This window comes from Glycomyces lechevalierae, from assembly GCF_027622945.1.
Lineage (GTDB): Bacteria > Actinomycetota > Actinomycetes > Mycobacteriales > Micromonosporaceae > Glycomyces > Glycomyces rutgersensis.
Map to the genome: position 1 here is coordinate 256,550 of NZ_JAPZVQ010000003.1, position 18,562 is coordinate 275,111.

The following is an 18,562-nucleotide window of genomic DNA, read 5'->3' on the forward strand; positions in this document are numbered from 1 at the left end:
TTCGCCTGTTCTTCGCCGAGGTGGGCTCCGGCGCTGTTGAATCGTCGTATGACCAAGCGCGACGACGCGGCCCTGTTCGGCAACCGGTTCTTGACCGTGCCCGCTCCCTCGGAGAACTTCCCCGAGGAGGGCATGTCCGCGACGGACGCGATGAGGCTGCTGGATGTGGATCTCGCCATGGAGGGCGACCCGCAGCGAAACCTCGCCACGTTCGTCACCACCTGGATGGAGCCGCAGGCGCAGCGGATCATCGCCGAGAATCTCCATCGCAACTTCATCGACCATGCGGAGTACCCGATCTCCGCCGAGATCGAGCAGCGTTGCGTACGCATGCTCGCCGATCTCTTCAACGCGCCGGGCAAGACGACCGGATGCCGGACCCAGGGCTCGTCCGAGGCGATCATGCTCGGGGCGTTGTCGCTGAAGTGGAAGTGGCGGGAGCGCCGCCTGGCGGCCGATCTGCCGGTCGACCGACCCAACCTGGTCTTCGGCGGGGACGTCCACGTCGTGTGGGAGAAGTTCTGCCGCTACTTCGACGTCGAACCGCGGATCGTGCCGCTCGCCGAAGGCAAGTACACGATCGGCCCGGAGGACGTGGAGCCCCACCTCGACGAGAACACGATCGGCGTCGTCGCCGTCCTCGGCACCACGTTCACCGGCCACAAGGACGACGTCGTCGGGATCGACAAGCTCCTGCGGGAGGTCCGCAAAGAGCGGGACCTCGACATCCCGATCCACGTCGACGGCGCCAGCGGCGCGTTCGTGTGGCCCTTCCTCTACCCCGACTCGAAATGGGACTTCCGGCTCGAACAGGTCCGCTCGATCAACGTCTCGGGGCACAAGTACGGCCTGGTCTACCCCGGCATCGGCTGGCTGGTCTTCCGCGAGGAGTCCGACCTGCCCAAGGACCTCGTGTTCTACGAGAACTACCTGGGCAAGACCGACGCGACCTTCACGCTGAACTTCTCCACCGGCGCGTCGATGGTGCTCGCGCAGTACTACAACTTCGTCCGGCTCGGTCGCCAGGGCTACACCTACGTCATGAAGGCGATGCAGACGAACGCCCGTGCGCTGGCGGACAACCTGCGCGGCGGCGGCCGCTTCGAAGTGATCGGGGGCGACGCCGAGCAGTTGCCGCTGGTGGCGTTCCGCCTCGCCGGCGAGCACGCCTACGACGAGTCCGACGTCGCCTGGCAGCTCTCGGCCGAGCGCGGCTGGATGGTGCCGGCGTACACCCTCCCGCCCAACGCGGAGCGGGTGAAGATCATGCGCGCCCTGGTCAAGGAGACGCTGAGCCGCGAGCAGATCGATCGCCTGAGCCAGGACATCGCCGACGCGTGCCGCACCCTGGACGACAAGGGTGCGACCCACGAGGTCGAGCGGGCCCAGGTCAAGCGGGGTACCGGCTACTGACGCGTGCCCGCGGGTGCTGTAGCCGAGGTCACGGCGGCCGCCTTCAGGGGGGCCGCCACCACCGCGTACACTCGGTAGCTGTTGTTCGAGTGCCTCCACCGAGCCGTTCCACGGTTCGCAAGCGGAGGCGCTGTCCAACGAATCCCACACCGGCCGCGCTGCGGCGGGTGCGCCGTCTCAGGCTGAGTCAATTCACGGCTCGCTTCGCCGAGGCTGGGGATTCAGGCGGTCCCGCCCTCATCTGCGGGATTCGTTCCACACCGACAACGAAAGCTAGGTAAACCTGTGCGCACGTACAGCCCTAAGCCGGGTGACATTGACCCGCAGTGGCTCGTGATCGACGCGACCGACGTGGTGTTGGGCCGGCTCGCGACGCACGCTGCCGATCTGCTCCGAGGCAAGCACAAGCCGACCTTCGCACCGAACGCGGACACCGGTGACTACGTCATCATCGTGAACGCCGAGAAGGTCGTCCTGACCCGGAACAAGCTCCAGACCAAGAAGGCCTACCGCCACTCCGGCTTCCCGGGCGGTCTCAAGGAGAAGTCGTACGCCGACTTCATGGAGAAGGCCCCCCACAAGGTCGTCGAGAAGGCCGTCTTCGGCATGCTGCCGAAGAACAAGCTCGGCCGCGCCGTGTCCAAGAAGCTGAAGGTCTACGCGGGTCCTGGCCACCCGCACACCGCCCAGCAGCCGAAGCCGTACGAGATCAAGAAGATCGCGCAGTAGGCGCGGGCGGAAGAGGAGCATTCCACATGAGTGACGAGATCCAGGCCACCGAGGCCACCGAAGCCGCCGAGGTCGTCGAGACCGAAGCCCCCGAGGCCGTCGAGGTCCCCGAGGTTCCCGTCGACGTCCCCGCGGACGTCGCCGCCGCGCCGTCCGTGCCGAGCATCCCCGCGGTGCCCGCCGACCGCGCGATCCAGACCGTCGGCCGCCGCAAGCGCGCCATCGCCCGCGTCCGCCTGGTCGCCGGCACCGGCAAGTACGTCGTCAACGGCAAGACCCTCGAGGACTACTTCCCGAGCAAGGTCCACCAGCAGACCGTCGCGGAGCCCTTCGTGACCGTCGAGGCCGGCGACAACTTCGACGTCCTGGTCAACATCCACGGCGGCGGCGCCACCGGCCAGGCCGGCGCGCTGCGTCTCGGCATCGCCCGCGCCCTGGTCGAGATCGACCCGAACACCCGCCCGGCCCTCAAGGCCGCCGGCTTCCTGACCCGCGACGCGCGCGAGAAGGAATCGAAGAAGTACGGCCTCAAGAAGGCCCGCAAGGCACCGCAGTACTCGAAGCGCTAGCACGTCTTCCCCGCGAGCGGGGAAGCACGCTAGTCTACGCAAGCGAACGGGGCTGCCGAGGAGGACATCCTCGGCGGCCCCCGTTTTTTTATGCCACAACGATGGGAAGCCACACCGTGTCACGACTGTTCGGCACCGACGGCGTACGGGGGCGGGCGAACGCCGACCTCACGCCCGACCTGGCACTCCGCCTCAACATCGCCGCCGCGCGGGTCCTCGGTGCGGTTGACCACCGCCCCGTCGCCGTCATCGGCCGCGACCCCCGAGCCTCCGGCGAGATGCTGGCCGCCGCCAGCGCCGCCGGCCTCGCCGCGGCGGGCGTGAAAGTCATCGACCTGGGCATCCTTCCCACGCCCGCGGTCGCCCACCTCACGGCCCTGACCGGCGCCGACTTCGGCGTCATGGTCTCGGCCTCGCACAATCCCATGCCGGACAACGGCATCAAGTTCTTCGCGGCCGGCGGCCGCAAGCTCCCCGACGACGTCGAGGACGCCATCGAAGCGGCCATGAGCGACACCACGCCGCTGCCGCAGGGCGACGGCGTGGGCCGCATCGTCCGCTCCGTCGACCCGGTCGAGTCGTACATCGAGCACCTGGTCGCGGTCTGCCCGCACCCGCTCGACGGCGTCAAGGTCGTGCTCGACCCCGCGAACGGCGCGGCGACCGGCGCGGCCCCCGAGGCCCTGCGCCGGGCGGGCGCCGAGGTCGTCACGATCAACGCGGACCCGGACGGGCTCAACATCAACGAGGACTGCGGGTCGACCCACATGGGCGGGCTGCGCGCGGCCGTCGTGGAGCACGGCGCGCACGTCGGCATCGCGCTCGACGGCGACGCCGACCGCTGCCTCGCGGTGGACGCGAACGGCGACGACGTGGACGGCGACGCGATCATGGCGATCCTGGCGCTGGCGATGCGAGAGGCCGGGCAGCTGCGCGGCGACACGCTCGTCACCACGGTCATGAGCAATCTCGGCCTGCACCAGGCGATGGGCGCGGCGGGCATCAAGCTCGAGGTCACCGGGGTCGGCGACCGGTACGTGCTCGAGCGGCTCGGCGAGGGCGGGTACTCGCTCGGCGGCGAGCAGTCGGGGCACATCATCGTCTCCGACCACGCGACGACCGGCGACGGGACGCTCACCGCGATCCTGCTGCTCGCGCGCATGGCGGCCACGGGCAAGACCCTGGCCGAGCTCGCCTCCGTGTTCACCCCGGCGCCCCAGGTGCTGGTGAACGTGCGGGTGACGGACAAGTCCGTGATCGACCATGCGGACGTGCGCAGCGCGGTGGCGCTGTGGCAGGCGAAGCTCGGCTCCGACGGCCGGGTCCTGTTGCGGCCCTCGGGAACTGAGCCCCTGGTCCGCGTCATGGTGGAGGCTTCGGAAGAGCCGCTGGCGCAGACGGTCGCGGCCGAGCTCGTGGCGGTCGTGGAAAACGCTTTGGGCTGATTCCGACCATATTCTTGACCAACGGGAGGGCACCTGCGCGGTGCCCTCCCGTTGGCGTAGATGCACTAAGCTCACGCTCTATGAGCAACCCAATCGTCTGGATCCTGATCCTCCTGTTGCTGATCGGCCTGATCCTGGTGTTCGCCGCTCTCGGCGGCCGCAACAAACTGGTGCGAATGCGCAACATCACCCAGGAGTCTTGGGCGCAGATCGATGTCGAGCTCCAGCGCCGCTACGACCTGCTGGACAACCTGATGTACGTCGTGCAGCAGGCCGCGGGCTCCGAGAACGCGACGCTCCGCCAGGTCGCCGAGGCGCGTGCGATGGCCATGCAGACCCGGCAGGACCCGAACGCGGGCCACGCCCAGCAGGGCCAGGCCGAAGGCCAGCTCGGGAACGCCATCCGCGGCGTGATCCACATGCAGGAGTCCTACCCCGCCCTGCAGACCAACCAGAACTTCCTGCAGCTCCAGCAGGAGATCACCGAGACCGAGAACCGCATCGCCGCCCCGCGCCGGTTCTACAACGCGAACGTGCGCGAGTACAACACGGCGCTGCAGGTCTTCCCCGGTTCGATCTCCGCGAAGATGGGCGGCTTCCAGCCCGAGGAGTACTTCGAGCTGGACAACCCGGCCGCCCGCACGGCGCCGAAGATGCGCGACATGGGCCAGCCCGCCTACATGCAGCAGCCTCCGGCCCAGCAGCAGATGCCGCCGCAGCCGGCGCCCGGCCAGATGCCGTACGGCCAGCCGCAGCAGGTCGGCTACGGCCAGCAGCCCCCGCAGCAGCCCGGTTACGGCCAGCCCGCGCCCCAGCCCGGCTACGGCCAGCAGCCCCCGCCCGGGTACGGCGCCCCGCAGCCCGGCTACGGCCAGCCCCAGCCGGGCTACCCGCAGCAGCCCCAGCAGCCGCAGCAGCCCGGATACGGCCAGCAGCCCTACGGCCGGTAGTACGGCGACGATCCCCCAAAGCCCGTAAGGAACCACCCCAGTGAACGAGACACTGCTCGCTGCGAGCAGCAGTAGTAGCGACATGCCCTGGTGGGCGTATGTCCTTTGCCTCATCGTGGTCGGCGTCGGCGTGTACTTCGCCTGGCGCGCAAGGCAGAAGAAGATCGCGATGTACCGGGCCTGGGCGGCCCAGTACGGCTTCCACTACGAGCCCGGCGACAACTCGGTGACCGGCCTCTCGACCGAGGAGCCGTTCAACCAGGGCCACTCGCGCAAGGGCATCGACGTCTTCCGCGGCATGTACAAGGGAGTGCACATCGTGTTCTTCCAGTACCAGTACTCGACCGGGAGCGGCAAGGAGCGCAAGACCTTCAACCACCAGGTCGTCGCGATCGGCCTGCCGACGACGCGGCCGCTGCTGGACATCAGCCAGGAGAACTTCCTGACCAAGCGGTTCGCGAAGGACATCGACTTCGAGAACCAGGCGTTCAACGACATCTTCCGGATCAAGTCCCCGAACCGGCGCTTCGCGTACGACATCATCCACGCCCGCACCATGGAGTGGATGCTGCAGGACCAGCGCGCGCGCTCGTACTCGTGGCGGTTCGAGGGGCCGTGGCTCATGACGTTCCGGTCGGGAGGGCTCAAGCTCGAGGAGGTCTTCTTCTACGCGGACTTCCTCATCGACATCCTCGGCCAGGTGCCCAGACACGTCTGGGCGAACAACTAGCAGTGGAAAGGGCCGCGTCGCGCGACGCGGCCCTTTCGCATACCCCGCGGATCGGAGGGTGGCGGCCGATGGGCGTCGTGTTCGCGCTGATAGTGGTGGCGTCGGCCCTTCCGGCCGTGTTCGCGATAAGGGCCGCCGACCGGAAGCGGAAATACGAACGGTGGCGGTCATGGGAGGTCCACGCGTTCGCGCAGCGGCAGGGCCTCGCCTACTGGTACCGGGACCCGAACACCGGCCAACCCTCCCTCCGCAGCCCTTTCCTGGAGCCGCCCGGCGTCCACGGCAAGAGCTGGGTCGGCACGCACGTCATGCGTGGCGCCTACCGGGGCCACTCCCTGTTCGCCTACGAATGCCGGGCCGCCAATGCGGCCTGGGAGAGTCACGCCGGGAGCTTCCAGGTGGTCGCGATCGCGCTGCCGACCCCGCGCCCGTTCCTTGACATCCGACTGGAGAGCGACCTGAGCCGGACGTTCGAGGAGGACCTGGTGTTCGAGAACCAGGCGTTCAACGACGTCTTCCGGGTCGTCTCGGACAGCCCGCGCTTCGCTCATGATGTACTGCACTCCCGCACGATGGAGTGGATGCTCGCCGACTGGCGGGCGCGCTCCTTCGGCTGGCGCTTCGAGGGGGCCTGGCTGATGACCTTCCGGCCCGGCGGCGTCCGCACCGCCGAGATCCTGCCCTTCGCCGATTTCCTCATCGACCTCCTCGCCCAAGTGCCCGAGCATGTGTGGTCGGACGGGTAGCGGTGGTGGTTCCTCCGGGCGGCGGCGGCCGCACCGGTTGCTAAGATTGCTGCGCGCGCGAGGTTTCGCCCTGCGCGTGATGGCCCGTGGTGTAATTGGCAACACTACTGATTTTGGTTCAGTCATTTCAGGTTCGAGTCCTGGCGGGCCAGCCAGATCCCTTCCAGCATTGCTCCGGCACCCCTCGCAGAGCGGCCCTGTCCGCGCTTGCCGATGCCGGCGAAGGGCTCACGCTTGATCTCCTTGATCAAGCGGTTGACGCGTTTTGCGATCTTGCGGCCGGTCTCGGCCCACCCAGACGTAGTCCCCCCAGGTGGCTTCCGAAAGGCCGTCCTCACTCAGTCGTCCTCGTCCTCGTCCTCGTCCTCGTCCTCGTCCTCGTCCTCGATCAGATCGCGGACCGCGCCGCCTCCGGCGTCCAGCTCGGCGATCGACCGCATCAGCCGCTCGGCGTCGCGGCGCGACCGGAGCAGGAGCATCGTCTCCTGCCATGCCGTGTAGTCCTCCTCGGAGATGAGCACGGCGTTGCCGTTCTTCGAGGAGATGCGAACGGGGCATGGTCGTCGTTGACCTTCTTGATGAGCGGGAACAGATTCTTCATCGCTTCACTGGCCGTAATCGTCATCATGCCGTCTCCTCTCGCCATGGTCGCACCCTAGAGTGCATATGACTTGGGTGCCAGGGGCGGCGTCAACGCATCTGGTCGAACAGTGCCGCGAATCCCGTCTCCGCCGCGCCGATGAGCGCGCCCTCGTCGCCGAGCACCGGCGTGCGCAGGCGGAGCTTCGAGCGCAGATGCGGGAGCGTCGTCTCCGCCAGCGCCGAGCGGACCGGCGCCGCCGTCGACAGGTACAGCTCTCGGAGCCAGCCGCCGAACAGGATCTCGTCCGGGCCCGTCGCCGTCACGACCGCGCCCAGGGCCCAACCGAGATCCTCGCCGAACCGCCGCAGCCGATCGCGTGCCGCCGCGTCGCCCATGCCCGCCGCGAGGGTCGTGGTCTCGAAGTCCTCGCCGAAGCCGAAGGCCTCCATCTCCGCCTCCAGACACCCCCGCAGCCCGCACGCGCATTCCCGCCCGCCGGGCTCGACCACGATGTGCCCCAACTGGATCGACCCGCCGCGCTGCGCGCGGCCCTCGATCACGAGGCCGGCCGTCAAGCCCCGGCCGCCGTGCAGGTAGAGGAGCTTCCGCGAGTCGCGGGCGTCGCCGCGCGTCCACTCGCCGACGGCCGCGGCGGTCGCCGTGTCGACCACCTGCCACTCCCGCCCGGTCGCCGCCTCCAGATCCGCGGCCGCGTCCCGGTCGATCCAGCCGAGCTCGGTCGAGTGCGCGACCGTGCCCTCGTCGACGAGACCCGGCACGGCCGCCACCGCCTCGGCCGACGCGGCGGCCGTCCCGCCGGTGATCACCGAGACGGCCGTCATCGGGTCCGCGCCCTCGTCGAGCGCCGTCTCCGACCGCTCCAGCACCTCACCGCCGAGTCCGACCAGCGCGAACCGCAGCCGGTCCGCGCGGATCTCGACCGCCGCCACGGTGATCGACTGCGGCACGCACGCCACGAGCGTCGAGGGCCGGCCGGCCGAGCCGGTCGACTGCCCCGTCGTCTCCTCGATGTGCCCGGACTCGGCGAGCTCGGTCGCGAGCGCGCCGATCGTGGAGCGGTTGAGCCCCAATGCCTCCGTGAGCGCGGCGCGGGTCTGGGGGCCGTGCCGGTGGAGCTGCTGGAGCAGCGCCGCGCGGTTGCGCCGCCGCAGCTCCACGGCCGGGGGCAGGGCCACCGGTCAGTGCCTGCCGAAGAGCTTGCCCCGGCCCCGGGACATGGCGTCCACGCCCGCCGCGAGCAGCAGCACCGCGCCGGTCACGCCGAACCGCACGCCGGCGCTCAAGCCCATGAGGCCCATGCCGTTGTTGATGATCGCCACCACCGCTCCTCCCAGCAGGGCCGCCCGCACCGTGCCCTTGCCACCGAAGAGGCTAGCACCGCCGATGACGGCCGCCCCGACAGAAAGCAGGAGCACATTGGACCCTCCCGTGTTGGGGTCGACCGAGGCCGCGCGCGAGGCGGCGACGATGCCGCCGATCGCGGCCATGCCCGAGCAGATGACGAACGCTGCGATGCGCACCCGGTCGACGTTCACGCCCGCGCGCACCGCCGCCTCCCGGTTCCCGCCCACCGCGTAGAGGTGCCGCCCGAACCTGGTGCGGTGCAACACGAACGTCCACACCGCGAACAGCACCCCGAGGAGCACGATCACGACCGGCACGCCCGTCAGCGAGATGATCTGCGGGTTCGCCGAGCGCTCCAGGTTGAGCAGGAACACCGTCGCCGTCAGCAGCGCCCCGAGCGAGGCGACCCGCGCCACGACGACCGCGAGCGGCTCGTGCACGAGCGACCGCGCCACCCGCCGCCGCCACCGGTTCAACTGCAGCGCGGCGTAAGCCGCGATCGTCAGCACCAGCAGCGTCCAGCCCTGCCAGCGCTCCAGGTTCCCGCCCGCGACGGCCTTCACCGTCTCGTTGTGGATCGTGATGTTGCTGCCCTCTTCGAGGATCATCAGCACGATCCCCTGGAACGCCAGGAACGCCGCGAGCGTCACCACGAACGACGGGATGCCGAGCTTCACCACCAGCGTCCCCAGCAGCAGCCCGATCACGACGCCCGTCGCGATCGCCGCGGCGATCGCGAGCGGCCACGGCATCCCCCAGTCGGTGAGGATCACCGCCATGATCGCCGCGCACACGCCCGAAGCGAACCCCGCCGAGAGGTCGATCTCGCCGATGACCAGCACGAACACGAGCCCCATCGCGATGCACGCGACGGCCGCGCCCTGCCCGAAGAGGTTCGCGAGGTTCCCCACGGAGAGGAACACGGGCTGCGAGATCCCGAAGAACACGCACAGCGCGATGATCCCCGCGACGGCCGGCAGCGCCCCGACCTCGCCCGAGCGCACCTCCGCCCAGTACCCGCGCACATGATCGGCGACGGCGCGCACCGCGCCAGGCTCGGTCCCGGCCCCGGGCCGGGTCTCGGCGTCGTTCGCCTGCGCTGTCGTGCTCACGTCCGGGCTCCATTCGTGTCCGCGCCGAGCCCGAGGGTCCCGGACCGGCCGCTGGTGATGAGTTCGACCACCTGCGACTGGGTGGCGTCGGCGGCGTCGAGCACGGCCGCCATGCGCCCCAAGTAGAGAGCGGCGATCCGGTCGGCGACGGCGAAGACGTCGTTGAGGTTGTGGGAGATGTAGAGGACGGCCAGGCCCTGGTCGGCGAGGCGCCGAATGAGTTCGAGGACCTGCCGGGTCTGGGCGACGCCGAGCGCGGCGGTCGGCTCGTCGAGGATGACGAGCCGCGAGTTCCACAGCACGGCCTTGGCGATGGCGACGGTCTGGCGCTGGCCGCCCGACAGGCTCGCCACGGGCTGGCGCAGGTTCCGGATGGTGCGCACGGCGAGCGAGGAGAGCGTCTCGGCGGCCAACTGCTCCATGGCGTCGTCGTCGAGCATCATGCCGCGCATCTTCTCGCGGCCGAGGAACAGGTTCTCGACGACGTCGAGGTTGTCGCACAGGGCGAGGTCCTGGTAGACGACCTCGATGCCGAGGGCGGCCGCGTCGCGCGGGCCAGTGATGTGGCGCGCCTCGCCGTCCACGGTGATCGCGCCGCCGTCGATGCCGTGGATCCCGGCGACGCATTTGACCAGTGTGGACTTTCCGGCGCCGTTGTCGCCGACCAGGGCGCAGACCTCTCCGGCGTCGATCGCGAGATCGACGTCGGAGAGGACCTCGACCGGTCCGAAGCGCTTCGAGAGTCCGGTGAGTTCGAGCAGCACGTGAGCTCCTATCCGATGCCGTGCTCGGTGCAGAGCGCCGCGTACTCGCCGGCGCACAGCTCGGCCGGGTCGGCGTAGCCGTCGTCGACGACGTCCTGGATGTTCTCGATGGTGATGGCGACCGGTTCGAGGAGCACGGAGGGCACTTCGGCACCGCTCACCGGGTCGGTGACGCTGGCCTCGGTCTCGGGCTTCTCGCCGTTGGCGAGCGCGACGGCGAGGTCGGCGGCCGCGTTGGCCTCCTGCTCGACGGCCTTGTACACGGTCATGCACTGGTCGCCGGTGAGGATGTTCTGCAGGCCCTGGATCGTGGCGTCCTGCCCGGTGACCGGAACCGTGCCGTTGAGGTTGTTGCGCTCGAGCACGGTGATCACGGCGTGGGCGAGGCCGTCGTTGGCGGCGAGCACGCCGTCGACCTGGGTCCCGGTGTCGGTGAGCATCTGCTCGAAGAGCGTGCCGGCCTGGGCGTTGTCCCAGTCGGGCACCGATTCGTCGGGGCCCTTCTCGAAGGTCCCGGCGTCGTAGAGCGGCTGGAGGACCGAGTCGTAGCCGTTCTTGAACAGGGTCGCGTTGTTGTCCGTGGGGGAGCCGTTGAGTTCGGCGACGAGCGGCTTCTCAACGCCCTCAAGGCAGTTGACGAGGCCCTCGCCCTGGAGGACGCCGACCTGCTCGTTGTCGAAGCTCACGTAGTAGTCGGCGCCGCCGTCCTCGGTGAGCCGGTCGTAGTCGATGGTGGCCACACCCTGCGACTTCGCCTTCTCGATCACGGTCTTGCCCGTGCCCGAGTCGAGGTTCACAGTCACCAGCACGTCCGCGCCCTTGGTGAGCATCTGGTCGGCGATGGTCTGGAAGTCCTCGCGGCTGCCTTGCGCGTTCTGGATGTCGTAGTCGACACCGGCCGCTTCGAAGGCGGCTTCGAGGTACTTGCGGTCGGCGGTCTCCCACCGGTCCGAGGAGGCGGAGTCGGGGAGGATGACGCCGATGAGCGGCTTGTCGTCGGAGCCGCCGCCGTCGGAACCGCAGGCGGTGAGGGTGAGGGCGAGGACCGCGCCGGTGGCGGCGGCGATCACGAGCCTTGGTCGGGAGCTGCTGAGAAGGTGCATGAGAGGTACCTCCGAGGTTTGTTGTTGTCTGCAACATATGATGAGTGACGCAGCTCGCACAAGTGTCAGGGCGATGGAGAACGTGTTCCATTCGTAACGATTCGGTGACGACTGGCGGACGGCGCGCGGGTCCGGGCCGGGCCGTTCACCACGCGGCCACCGACTACCATGGCCCATCATGAGCAGTGAGCGTTCGGCGATCATCCTGGCCGCTGGCCTGGGCACCCGCATGAAGTCCACCAAACCGAAGGTCCTGCACGAAGTGCTCGGCCGCTCCCTGGTGGGCCACGTCCTCCGCAGTGTGAGGGCCATCCGGCCCGAGCGCCAGATCGTGGTCGTCGGCGCCGCCGCCGACCAGGTGCGCGCCCACCTCGCCGAGGTCGCCCCCGAGGCCGAGTCCGTCTTCCAGGACCAGCAGCTCGGCACCGGCCACGCCGTGAGCATCGCCATGGCCGCCTACCCGGAGCTCAAGGGCACCATCCTGGTCGCCTTCGGGGACGCCCCGCTCCTGCGCTCCAGCTCCATCGCCGAGCTCGTCGAGGTGCACGAGAAGAAGGGCAACGGCGTCACGGTCCTCACCGCCGTCGTCGACGACCCCCACGGCCTCGGCCGCATCGTGCGCGACAACGAGGGCAACGTCCTCCGCAACGTCGAGCACCGCGACGCCGACCCCGAAGAGCTCGCCATCCGCGAGATCAACTCCGGCACCTTCGCGTGCGACGCCGAGGTGCTGCGCACCCAGCTCGCGCGCCTCTCCACCGCCAACGACCAGGGCGAGTACTACCTCACGGACATCATCGAGCTCGCCCGCGAGGCCGGCCACACCGTCGGCGCCGTCGTCGTCGACGACCCGACCGAGACCCTCGGCTGCAACGACCGCGCGCAGCTCGCCGACCTCCGCCGCATCCTCCAGGGCCGCATCAACACCGAGCTCATGAAGTCCGGCGTCACCATGGACGACCCGGCCACCACCTGGATCGACGCCACCGCCAAGGTCGCCCCCGACGTGACCCTGCGCCCCGGCGTGCAGCTCAAGGGCGCCACCGCCGTCGACTCCGGCGCCGAGATCGGCCCGGACACGACGCTCACGGACACGATCGTCGGCGCGGACGCCGTCGTCGTCCGCTCGCACGCCGACCAGTCGCACATCGGCGAAGGCGCCCACGTCGGCCCGTTCGCCCACCTGCGCCCCGCCTCGAAGCTCGCCGAGAAGGCCAAGATCGGCGCGTTCGTCGAGACCAAGAACGCCGAGATCGGCGCCGGAGCCAAGGCCAACCACCTCGCCTACCTCGGCGACGCCACCGTCGGCGCGGACGCCAACATCGGCTGCGGCGTCATCACCGCCAACTACGACGGCGTCAAGAAGTACCGCACCGAGATCGGCGAAGGCGCCTTCATCGGTTGCGACTCAACGCTGGTCGCCCCCGTCTCGATCGGCGACGGCGCGTACGTCGGCGCCGGCTCCACCATCGTCAAGGACGTCGAACCCGGCGACCTCGGCGTCGCCCGCGCCCGCCAGACCGCGCTCACCGACTGGGTCGCCAAGAAGCGCCCCGGCACCGTCTCCGATAAGGCAGCGCGGCGTGCGAAGGGTGAGGCGGGAGTGTCGGAAGCGTGACGGGACACTAAACCCCCCGGTCCCCTCGCGCTTCGGGGCCGGGTCGGGGACACTGGAACCGTCGAGGTTCAGGTGAGACGACCTACTGGGGGAGCCCACGTCATGGCGAGCATGTCCGCTGTCAACTCCAAGATGCTCATGCTGTTCTCCGGGCGCGCCTACCCGGAGCTGGCTGAGGAGATCGGGAAGCACCTCGGGGTCGCGCCGACCCCGATGAGCGCCTACTCCTTCGCCAACGGCGAGCTCTTCGTGCGCTACCAGGAGTCCGTCCGCGGCTGCGACGCCTTCGTCGTGCAGTCCATGCCCGCGCCGATCAACGAGTGGGTCATGGAGACCCTCATCATGATCGACGCGCTCAAGCGCGGCTCGGCCAAGCGCATCACCGTCGTGCTGCCGTTCTACCCGTACGCGCGCCAGGACAAGAAGCACCGCGGCCGCGAGCCCATCTCCGCGCGGCTCATGGCCGACCTGCTCAAGACCGCCGGCGCCGACCGCATCCTCACCGTGGACCTTCACACCGCCCAGATCCAGGGCTTCTTCGACGGCCCCGTCGACCACCTCTTCGCCATGGGCACGCTCGCGCGCTACGTCGAGGAGAAGTACGCCGACCGCCAGATGGCCGTCGTCTCGCCCGACACCGGCCGCGTGCGCCTCGCCGAGCGCTGGTCCGACCGCCTCGGCGGCTGCCCGATCGCGTTCGTGCACAAGACCCGCGACCCGCTCAAACCGAACCAGGTCGTCGCCCACAAGGTCGTCGGCGACGTCGAAGGGCGCACCTGCCTTCTCATCGACGACATGATCGACACCGCCGGCACCATCTGCTCCGCGGCCGAGATGCTCGCCGAGTCCGGCGTCGAGGACATCGTGATCGCCTCCACCCACGCGATCATGTCCGGCCCCGCCGTCGAGCGCCTCGCCAAGGCGCCCGTCAGCGAAGTCATCGTCACCAACACCCTCCCGCTCCCCAAGGAAGCCCAGGACCTGGAGAAGATCACCACCCTGTCCATCGCGCCGCTCGTCGCGAAGGCCATCTGGGAGGTCTTCAACGACGGCTCCGTCACCACCCTCTTCGGCGGTCTCTCGTAAGTCACACATCGACGCCCGTGTCAAGCCTGATCTGATGCGCGTAGTACTCTGGTGGGGTTGCCGACGGCGAGGGTGTCCTCCAGAGGGCGCCGTAATCGACGCAAAGGCGTAGGTCTTTTTCAGGGCTGCGAGCCCTTCTGAATGCCGACGTGAGCGTCGAGCGCCGCATGAAATGTTGCTTAAAAAACAGGGGAGTATTTCCGTGTCCGAAGTTCGTATCAGCGCCGAGCCTCGCACTGACTTCGGGAAGGGCGGTGCCCGCCGTACGCGCCGGGCTGGAAAGGTTCCCGCGGTGGTCTACGGCCACGGCGAGAAGCCGCTCCACATTTCCCTTCCCTCGCTCGAGCTCGCCGCCGCCATCCGCAAGGGCGGCGCCAACCAGCTCATCGCGATCGAGGTCACCGACGGCACCCGCGAGCTGGTGATCCCCAAGGACATCCAGCGCGACCCGCTGCGTGACGAGATCGTCCACGCCGACCTGCTGATCGTCCGCCGCGGCGAGAAGATCACCACCGACATCCAGCTTTCCTTCACCGGCGAGGTGGAGAAGGGCGGCCTGGTCGTGCACGAGCTCACCGCCGTGTCGGTCGAGGCCGAGGCCACCCACATCCCCGAGTCCATCGAGGTCGACCTCGAGGGCCTGGCCATCGGCTCGCAGCGTCTCGTCTCCGAGATCGCCGTGCCCGACGGCATCGTCATCCTCACCGACGGCGACCAGACCGTCGCCACCGTGAGCGAGCCGCGCGGCGAGGCCACCGAGGACGAGGCCGAAGCCGCCGAAGGCGAAGAAGCCGCCCCGGCCGAAGCCGCCGCCGCCGCCGAGTAAGACCAGAACATGACCGACACCCCGACGCTCGTGGTCGGCCTGGGCAACCCCGGGCCGAAGTACGCCGCGAACCGCCACAATGTCGGTTTCATGGTCGTCGACGCGCTCGCCCGGCGCGTCGGCGGCCGTTTCGCCGTGGCCCGCAAGGCCCGCGCCGAAGTCTGCGAGGCCCGCTTGGGGGTAGGCGGGCCTCGCGTCATTCTCGTCAAACCCTTGACGTTCATGAACCTCTCCGGCGAGGCCGTCGGCCCGCTCGCCCAGTACTTCGGGGTCGCCCCGGAATCGGTGATCGCGGTCCACGACGAACTCGACGTCCCCTTCGGCGAACTCCGCCTCAAGCGCGGCGGCGGCGAGGGCGGCCACAACGGCCTCCGCTCGCTCACGAAGGTGCTGGGCACCAAGGACTACGCCCGCGTCCGCTTCGGCATCGGCCGCCCGCCGGGCCGCCAGGACGCCGCCGACTACGTCCTCAAGGACTTCGCCAAAGCCGAACGGCCCGAGGTCGATCTCAACATCGAACTCGCCGCCGACGCGGTCGAGGCGATCATCGAAAAGGGCTTCGTCCTGGCCCAGAACGCGTTCAACGCTGCGAAGCGAGTTGAACCGGAAGCGCAGTAATGCACCGCCGGCTCAGCGCCGTCCCTCCAAAGCGGACGAAATTCATCTACTCCGAAGGGTGACATTCCCGTCACTCATTGTCGAGTCGTTCGTTATCCGGTCATGACAGTGGTTGCGGACTCGGCTTTCGAAGGCGCGCAGGACAGCCCCGCAAAGGGCCGCGTCTATTCCATAGGACCCCAAGCGACCCGGCCCTACGGCGGCCCACCTGCCTGGCAGCGCAAGTACTTCGCGGGCATCATCGGCTCCGACATCGCCGCCGGCCTCATCGGCGCGGCCTTGGCCTTCTTCGCGCGCTTCGGCCACGTCAACGACGGCTCCCGCGTCTACGCCCTCGCCCTGATCGCCTTGCCCGCCGTATGGATCGCGGTACTCGGACTCTCCCGGGCCTTTGAGAAGCGCTACCTCTTCGTCGGCACCGAGGAGTACCAGCGCACCGTCCACGCCGCCGTCGCGCTCACCGCAGCCGTGGCGATCGTCTCTTATGGATTCGAACTTCCGACCTCCCGGGTCTTCGTCCTTATCGCGATCCCCACCGCCGCAGCCTGTTCCATCGTCGCCCGCTTCGGCTGGCGCAAATGGCTCCACCACATGCGCCGTGACGGCCGCTGCATGAAACGCGTCGTCCTCGTCGGCCACGAGTCCTCCGTCGCCGCCCTCATCGTCCAGCTCCGCCGCGAGCACTATCACGGCCTCAAGGTCGTCGCCGCCTGTCTGCCCACCGACGAACCCCAAGGCGCCCTGCTGGACTTCGACACCCGCGTCCGCGGCAGCTTCGACCGCATCGCCGAAGCCGTCGCCGCCGAACGCGCCGACACCGTGATCGTCCTGGGCTGCCCCGAGATCGACGGCCAAGCCCTGCGCCGCCTCGCCTGGAAGCTCGAACGCAGCGAAGTCGACCTCATCGTCGCCTCCGCCCTCGTCGACGTCGCCGGCGACCGCACCACCGTCCGCCCCGTCGACGGCCTCCCCATGCTCCACCTCGACCACGCCCGCCTCACCGGCGTCCGCCGCCTCGCCAAGGAAGCCGTCGACCGCGTCGGCGCCGCGATGCTCCTCCTGGCCCTGTCGCCGCTCCTGCTCACCGCCGCACTCCTGATCCGCTGCACCTCAGCGGGTCCCGCCCTGTTCAAGCAGGAACGCATCGGCAAGGACGGCCAGCCGTTCACCATCTGGAAGTTCCGCACGATGCACACCGACGCCGAACGGCGCCTCGCGGAGATCGCCCACCTCAACGAAGGCGACGGCGTCCTCTTCAAGATGAAGGACGACCCCCGCATCACCACGGTCGGAAAGTACCTGCGCCGCTTCTCCATCGACGAGTTCCCCCAACTCGTCAACGTCCTCAGAGGAGACATGAGCCTCGTCGGCCCCCGCCCGCCGCTCGCCATCGAAGTCGCCGCCTACGAAAGCGACATGCGCCGCCGCCTCGCGGTCAAGCCCGGCATGACCGGCCTCTGGCAGGTCTCGGGCCGCTCCGACCTCCCCTGGGAAGAGGCCGTCCGCCTCGACCTCCGCTACGTCGAGCACTGGAACCTCTCGCTGGACTTCGTCATCCTGCTCCGCACAGTGACCGCAATCCTGCGCCCGCAAGGCGCCTACTGACTCAAGGCACCGCAGGGTGCGATCGATGCCTCTCTCCTGCTTGAAGGCGCGGCCCGCCAATCTGTGCAGCGACTGAACTGCGGGCCGCCGACTGATCTTCAACGACACGCCGCAAGCGTCTGCACCCGTTCGGCGACTGTGCGAGAACACCGCGATCACACGGTGTGGCAGCGGACCGTTAAAATCAAGATGGTTTTGCAGACGTTTCGCCCAATACACCCCGGAGGTCCCCGCCGTGGCCCAGCGCATTCTCGACCCTGCCTACCTTGAGGCGTACCGCGACGAACTCGCGGCGCGCTTCAACTTCGTGACCGAGAAGCTTCAGATGCTCGCCACCGGCAACGAGCTGGGCGTCGAGCCCGGCTTCGGTCTCCTCGACTCTTCGCAGCAGGCCCGCAGCGACTACGCGGCCGCCCACGAAGAGATGTGGAACAACCTGCAGAAACTGCGTGCTGACCTTTACGGCGCGATCGTCACGATCAACGAATCGCTTGGCGTCCACACGGATTCCGAGGAACTGAACCTCGCCGAGTTCAACGCCAGCCAATCCGACGTCGAATCCTAGGACCCCGGAACTGATGAAGCGCACAATCTTGAAGACCTTCGCCGCGACCGGCGCCGCCGCCCTGCTCTTGAGCGGCTGCAGCCTCTTGGACCGAGGCAGCGAAACCTCCGGTGACGCGAACGGCGAAGACGGCGGCGACAACCCCGTGTACAACGAGATGACCACGTGGAACGCATGCGAGGTGCTCGGGAACCTTCAGCCCATCACCGATGAGATGGGGATCCAGGGATACGGCTCCTCGACTTCCACTGGTGGTGAGCCGACGGTTTCAGAGATCGGGAACACCTTGGATCCTGAATCCATCGGCTGCAACGACCTTATCTACCTGGGTAGCTGGGAAGGCCTTGGGATGGACGGGGAGATCAAGGTCAAGATCGTTCCCACCGAGAGTGAAGACGAAGCTGCGACCGCCTACGAGGACCGTCTCTCCGCAGCTGAGTCAAATTCAGCGAAGTGGACAGACGTCGTCAACCAGGAATTCGGTGACCCTTGGGACAAGGGCGCTTTGGTCGCGGGAACGGGTAGCGCTGAGGCGAACTGGCTTGAAATCGTCGCGCTCGACGAGCAGTGGGTGTTTCACATCCAACTGAACTACGCAACGGACTACGGGGTCTACGGCGGATCGGATCCGTACTACCCGTTCACCAACGAAGAACTGCGGGCATGGTTCATCGACACCTACCTGCCTGCGGTCAACACGACCATCAACGACCGGATTGCGGAGGTCCAGTAGTC

The 18,562-nt window shown here is 68.6% G+C and carries 19 protein-coding genes, 1 tRNA gene and 1 pseudogene; 15 read left to right on the forward strand and 6 right to left on the reverse strand.

Annotation, left to right across the window (positions count from 1 at the left end; translation table 11 throughout):
- The first annotated feature begins 48 nt into the window (after positions 1 to 48).
- The 8 genes from O2L01_RS07520 to O2L01_RS07555 all read left to right on the forward strand — a co-directional run bounded on the left by O2L01_RS07520 (position 49) and on the right by O2L01_RS07555 (position 6,737).
- The gene (locus tag O2L01_RS07520) at positions 49 to 1,413 is read left to right on the forward strand and encodes a glutamate decarboxylase (RefSeq protein WP_270121297.1); all 1,365 of its coding nucleotides are present in this window, start codon (positions 49 to 51) and stop codon (positions 1,411 to 1,413) included.
- Positions 1,414 to 1,698: 285 nt separating this feature from the next.
- Positions 1,699 to 2,142 (forward strand): 50S ribosomal protein L13, encoded by a 444-nt coding sequence (gene rplM / locus O2L01_RS07525; protein ID WP_208495357.1) that lies wholly within the window; start codon positions 1,699 to 1,701, stop codon positions 2,140 to 2,142.
- A 26-nt stretch (positions 2,143 to 2,168) separates the two neighbouring features.
- Positions 2,169 to 2,711 carry a 30S ribosomal protein S9 gene (rpsI, locus tag O2L01_RS07530; RefSeq protein ID WP_344469061.1) on the forward strand — a complete coding sequence of 181 codons (543 nt, stop codon included), beginning with the start codon at positions 2,169 to 2,171 and terminating at the stop codon, positions 2,709 to 2,711.
- Between the two features lie 116 nt (positions 2,712 to 2,827).
- A complete protein-coding gene (glmM, locus tag O2L01_RS07535) occupies positions 2,828 to 4,156 on the forward strand; it encodes a phosphoglucosamine mutase (protein ID WP_270121298.1) in 1,329 nt (442 codons plus the stop codon).
- An 80-nt stretch (positions 4,157 to 4,236) separates the two neighbouring features.
- The gene (locus O2L01_RS07540; protein WP_270121299.1) at positions 4,237 to 5,106 is read left to right on the forward strand and encodes a LemA family protein; all 870 of its coding nucleotides are present in this window, start codon (positions 4,237 to 4,239) and stop codon (positions 5,104 to 5,106) included.
- 40 nt (positions 5,107 to 5,146) lie between these two features.
- Complete coding sequence (locus O2L01_RS07545) at positions 5,147 to 5,836, forward strand: hypothetical protein (RefSeq protein ID WP_270121300.1); 690 nt, start codon at positions 5,147 to 5,149, stop codon at positions 5,834 to 5,836.
- A gap of 68 nt (positions 5,837 to 5,904) precedes the next feature.
- Complete coding sequence (locus tag O2L01_RS07550) at positions 5,905 to 6,582, forward strand: hypothetical protein (protein ID WP_270121301.1); 678 nt, start codon at positions 5,905 to 5,907, stop codon at positions 6,580 to 6,582.
- An 80-nt stretch (positions 6,583 to 6,662) separates the two neighbouring features.
- A tRNA-Gln gene (locus O2L01_RS07555) sits at positions 6,663 to 6,737 on the forward strand.
- Here the strand turns inward: O2L01_RS07555 and O2L01_RS07560 are convergent.
- The 6 genes and pseudogenes from O2L01_RS07560 to O2L01_RS07585 all read right to left on the reverse strand — a co-directional run bounded on the left by O2L01_RS07560 (position 6,705) and on the right by O2L01_RS07585 (position 11,509).
- A complete protein-coding gene (locus O2L01_RS07560) occupies positions 6,705 to 6,920 on the reverse strand; it encodes a type II toxin-antitoxin system YoeB family toxin (protein ID WP_270121302.1) in 216 nt (71 codons plus the stop codon). The genes O2L01_RS07555 and O2L01_RS07560 overlap by 33 nt on opposite strands.
- A pseudogene (locus tag O2L01_RS07565) lies at positions 6,921 to 7,207 on the reverse strand (type II toxin-antitoxin system Phd/YefM family antitoxin). It abuts the gene before it with no gap.
- A gap of 65 nt (positions 7,208 to 7,272) precedes the next feature.
- A complete protein-coding gene (locus O2L01_RS07570; protein WP_270121303.1) occupies positions 7,273 to 8,361 on the reverse strand; it encodes an ROK family transcriptional regulator in 1,089 nt (362 codons plus the stop codon).
- 3 nt (positions 8,362 to 8,364) lie between these two features.
- The gene (locus tag O2L01_RS07575) at positions 8,365 to 9,642 is read right to left on the reverse strand and encodes a sugar ABC transporter permease (protein WP_270121304.1); all 1,278 of its coding nucleotides are present in this window, start codon (positions 9,640 to 9,642) and stop codon (positions 8,365 to 8,367) included.
- A complete protein-coding gene (locus tag O2L01_RS07580; protein WP_344469150.1) occupies positions 9,639 to 10,418 on the reverse strand; it encodes an ATP-binding cassette domain-containing protein in 780 nt (259 codons plus the stop codon). The genes O2L01_RS07575 and O2L01_RS07580 overlap by 4 nt, the downstream gene beginning before the upstream one ends.
- On the reverse strand, positions 10,415 to 11,509 hold the full coding sequence (locus O2L01_RS07585) for a sugar ABC transporter substrate-binding protein (RefSeq protein ID WP_270121306.1): 1,095 nt from the start codon (positions 11,507 to 11,509) through the stop codon (positions 10,415 to 10,417). The genes O2L01_RS07580 and O2L01_RS07585 overlap by 4 nt, the downstream gene beginning before the upstream one ends.
- Before the next feature lie 178 nt (positions 11,510 to 11,687).
- On the opposite strand from O2L01_RS07585, the gene glmU reads away from it, so the two are divergent.
- From glmU to O2L01_RS07620, 7 genes are all read left to right on the forward strand, one after another.
- Positions 11,688 to 13,127: a bifunctional UDP-N-acetylglucosamine diphosphorylase/glucosamine-1-phosphate N-acetyltransferase GlmU gene (gene glmU, locus O2L01_RS07590; protein ID WP_270121307.1), complete on the forward strand. Its 1,440-nt coding sequence runs from the start codon at positions 11,688 to 11,690 to the stop codon at positions 13,125 to 13,127.
- Positions 13,128 to 13,229: 102 nt separating this feature from the next.
- Positions 13,230 to 14,213, forward strand: a complete 984-nt coding sequence (locus tag O2L01_RS07595; protein WP_208495346.1) for a ribose-phosphate diphosphokinase — start codon at positions 13,230 to 13,232, stop codon at positions 14,211 to 14,213.
- Positions 14,214 to 14,415: 202 nt separating this feature from the next.
- The gene (locus O2L01_RS07600; RefSeq protein WP_374727626.1) at positions 14,416 to 15,039 is read left to right on the forward strand and encodes a 50S ribosomal protein L25/general stress protein Ctc; all 624 of its coding nucleotides are present in this window, start codon (positions 14,416 to 14,418) and stop codon (positions 15,037 to 15,039) included.
- Positions 15,040 to 15,048: 9 nt separating this feature from the next.
- Positions 15,049 to 15,657, forward strand: coding sequence for an aminoacyl-tRNA hydrolase (pth, locus tag O2L01_RS07605; RefSeq protein ID WP_270121310.1), 609 nt, complete (start codon positions 15,049 to 15,051; stop codon positions 15,655 to 15,657).
- Positions 15,658 to 15,759: 102 nt separating this feature from the next.
- Positions 15,760 to 17,262 (forward strand): sugar transferase, encoded by a 1,503-nt coding sequence (locus O2L01_RS07610; protein ID WP_270121311.1) that lies wholly within the window; start codon positions 15,760 to 15,762, stop codon positions 17,260 to 17,262.
- 235 nt (positions 17,263 to 17,497) lie between these two features.
- Positions 17,498 to 17,827: a hypothetical protein gene (locus O2L01_RS07615; protein WP_270121312.1), complete on the forward strand. Its 330-nt coding sequence runs from the start codon at positions 17,498 to 17,500 to the stop codon at positions 17,825 to 17,827.
- A 13-nt stretch (positions 17,828 to 17,840) separates the two neighbouring features.
- Positions 17,841 to 18,560 (forward strand): hypothetical protein, encoded by a 720-nt coding sequence (locus O2L01_RS07620; protein WP_270121313.1) that lies wholly within the window; start codon positions 17,841 to 17,843, stop codon positions 18,558 to 18,560.
- Positions 18,561 to 18,562 lie beyond the last annotated feature (2 nt).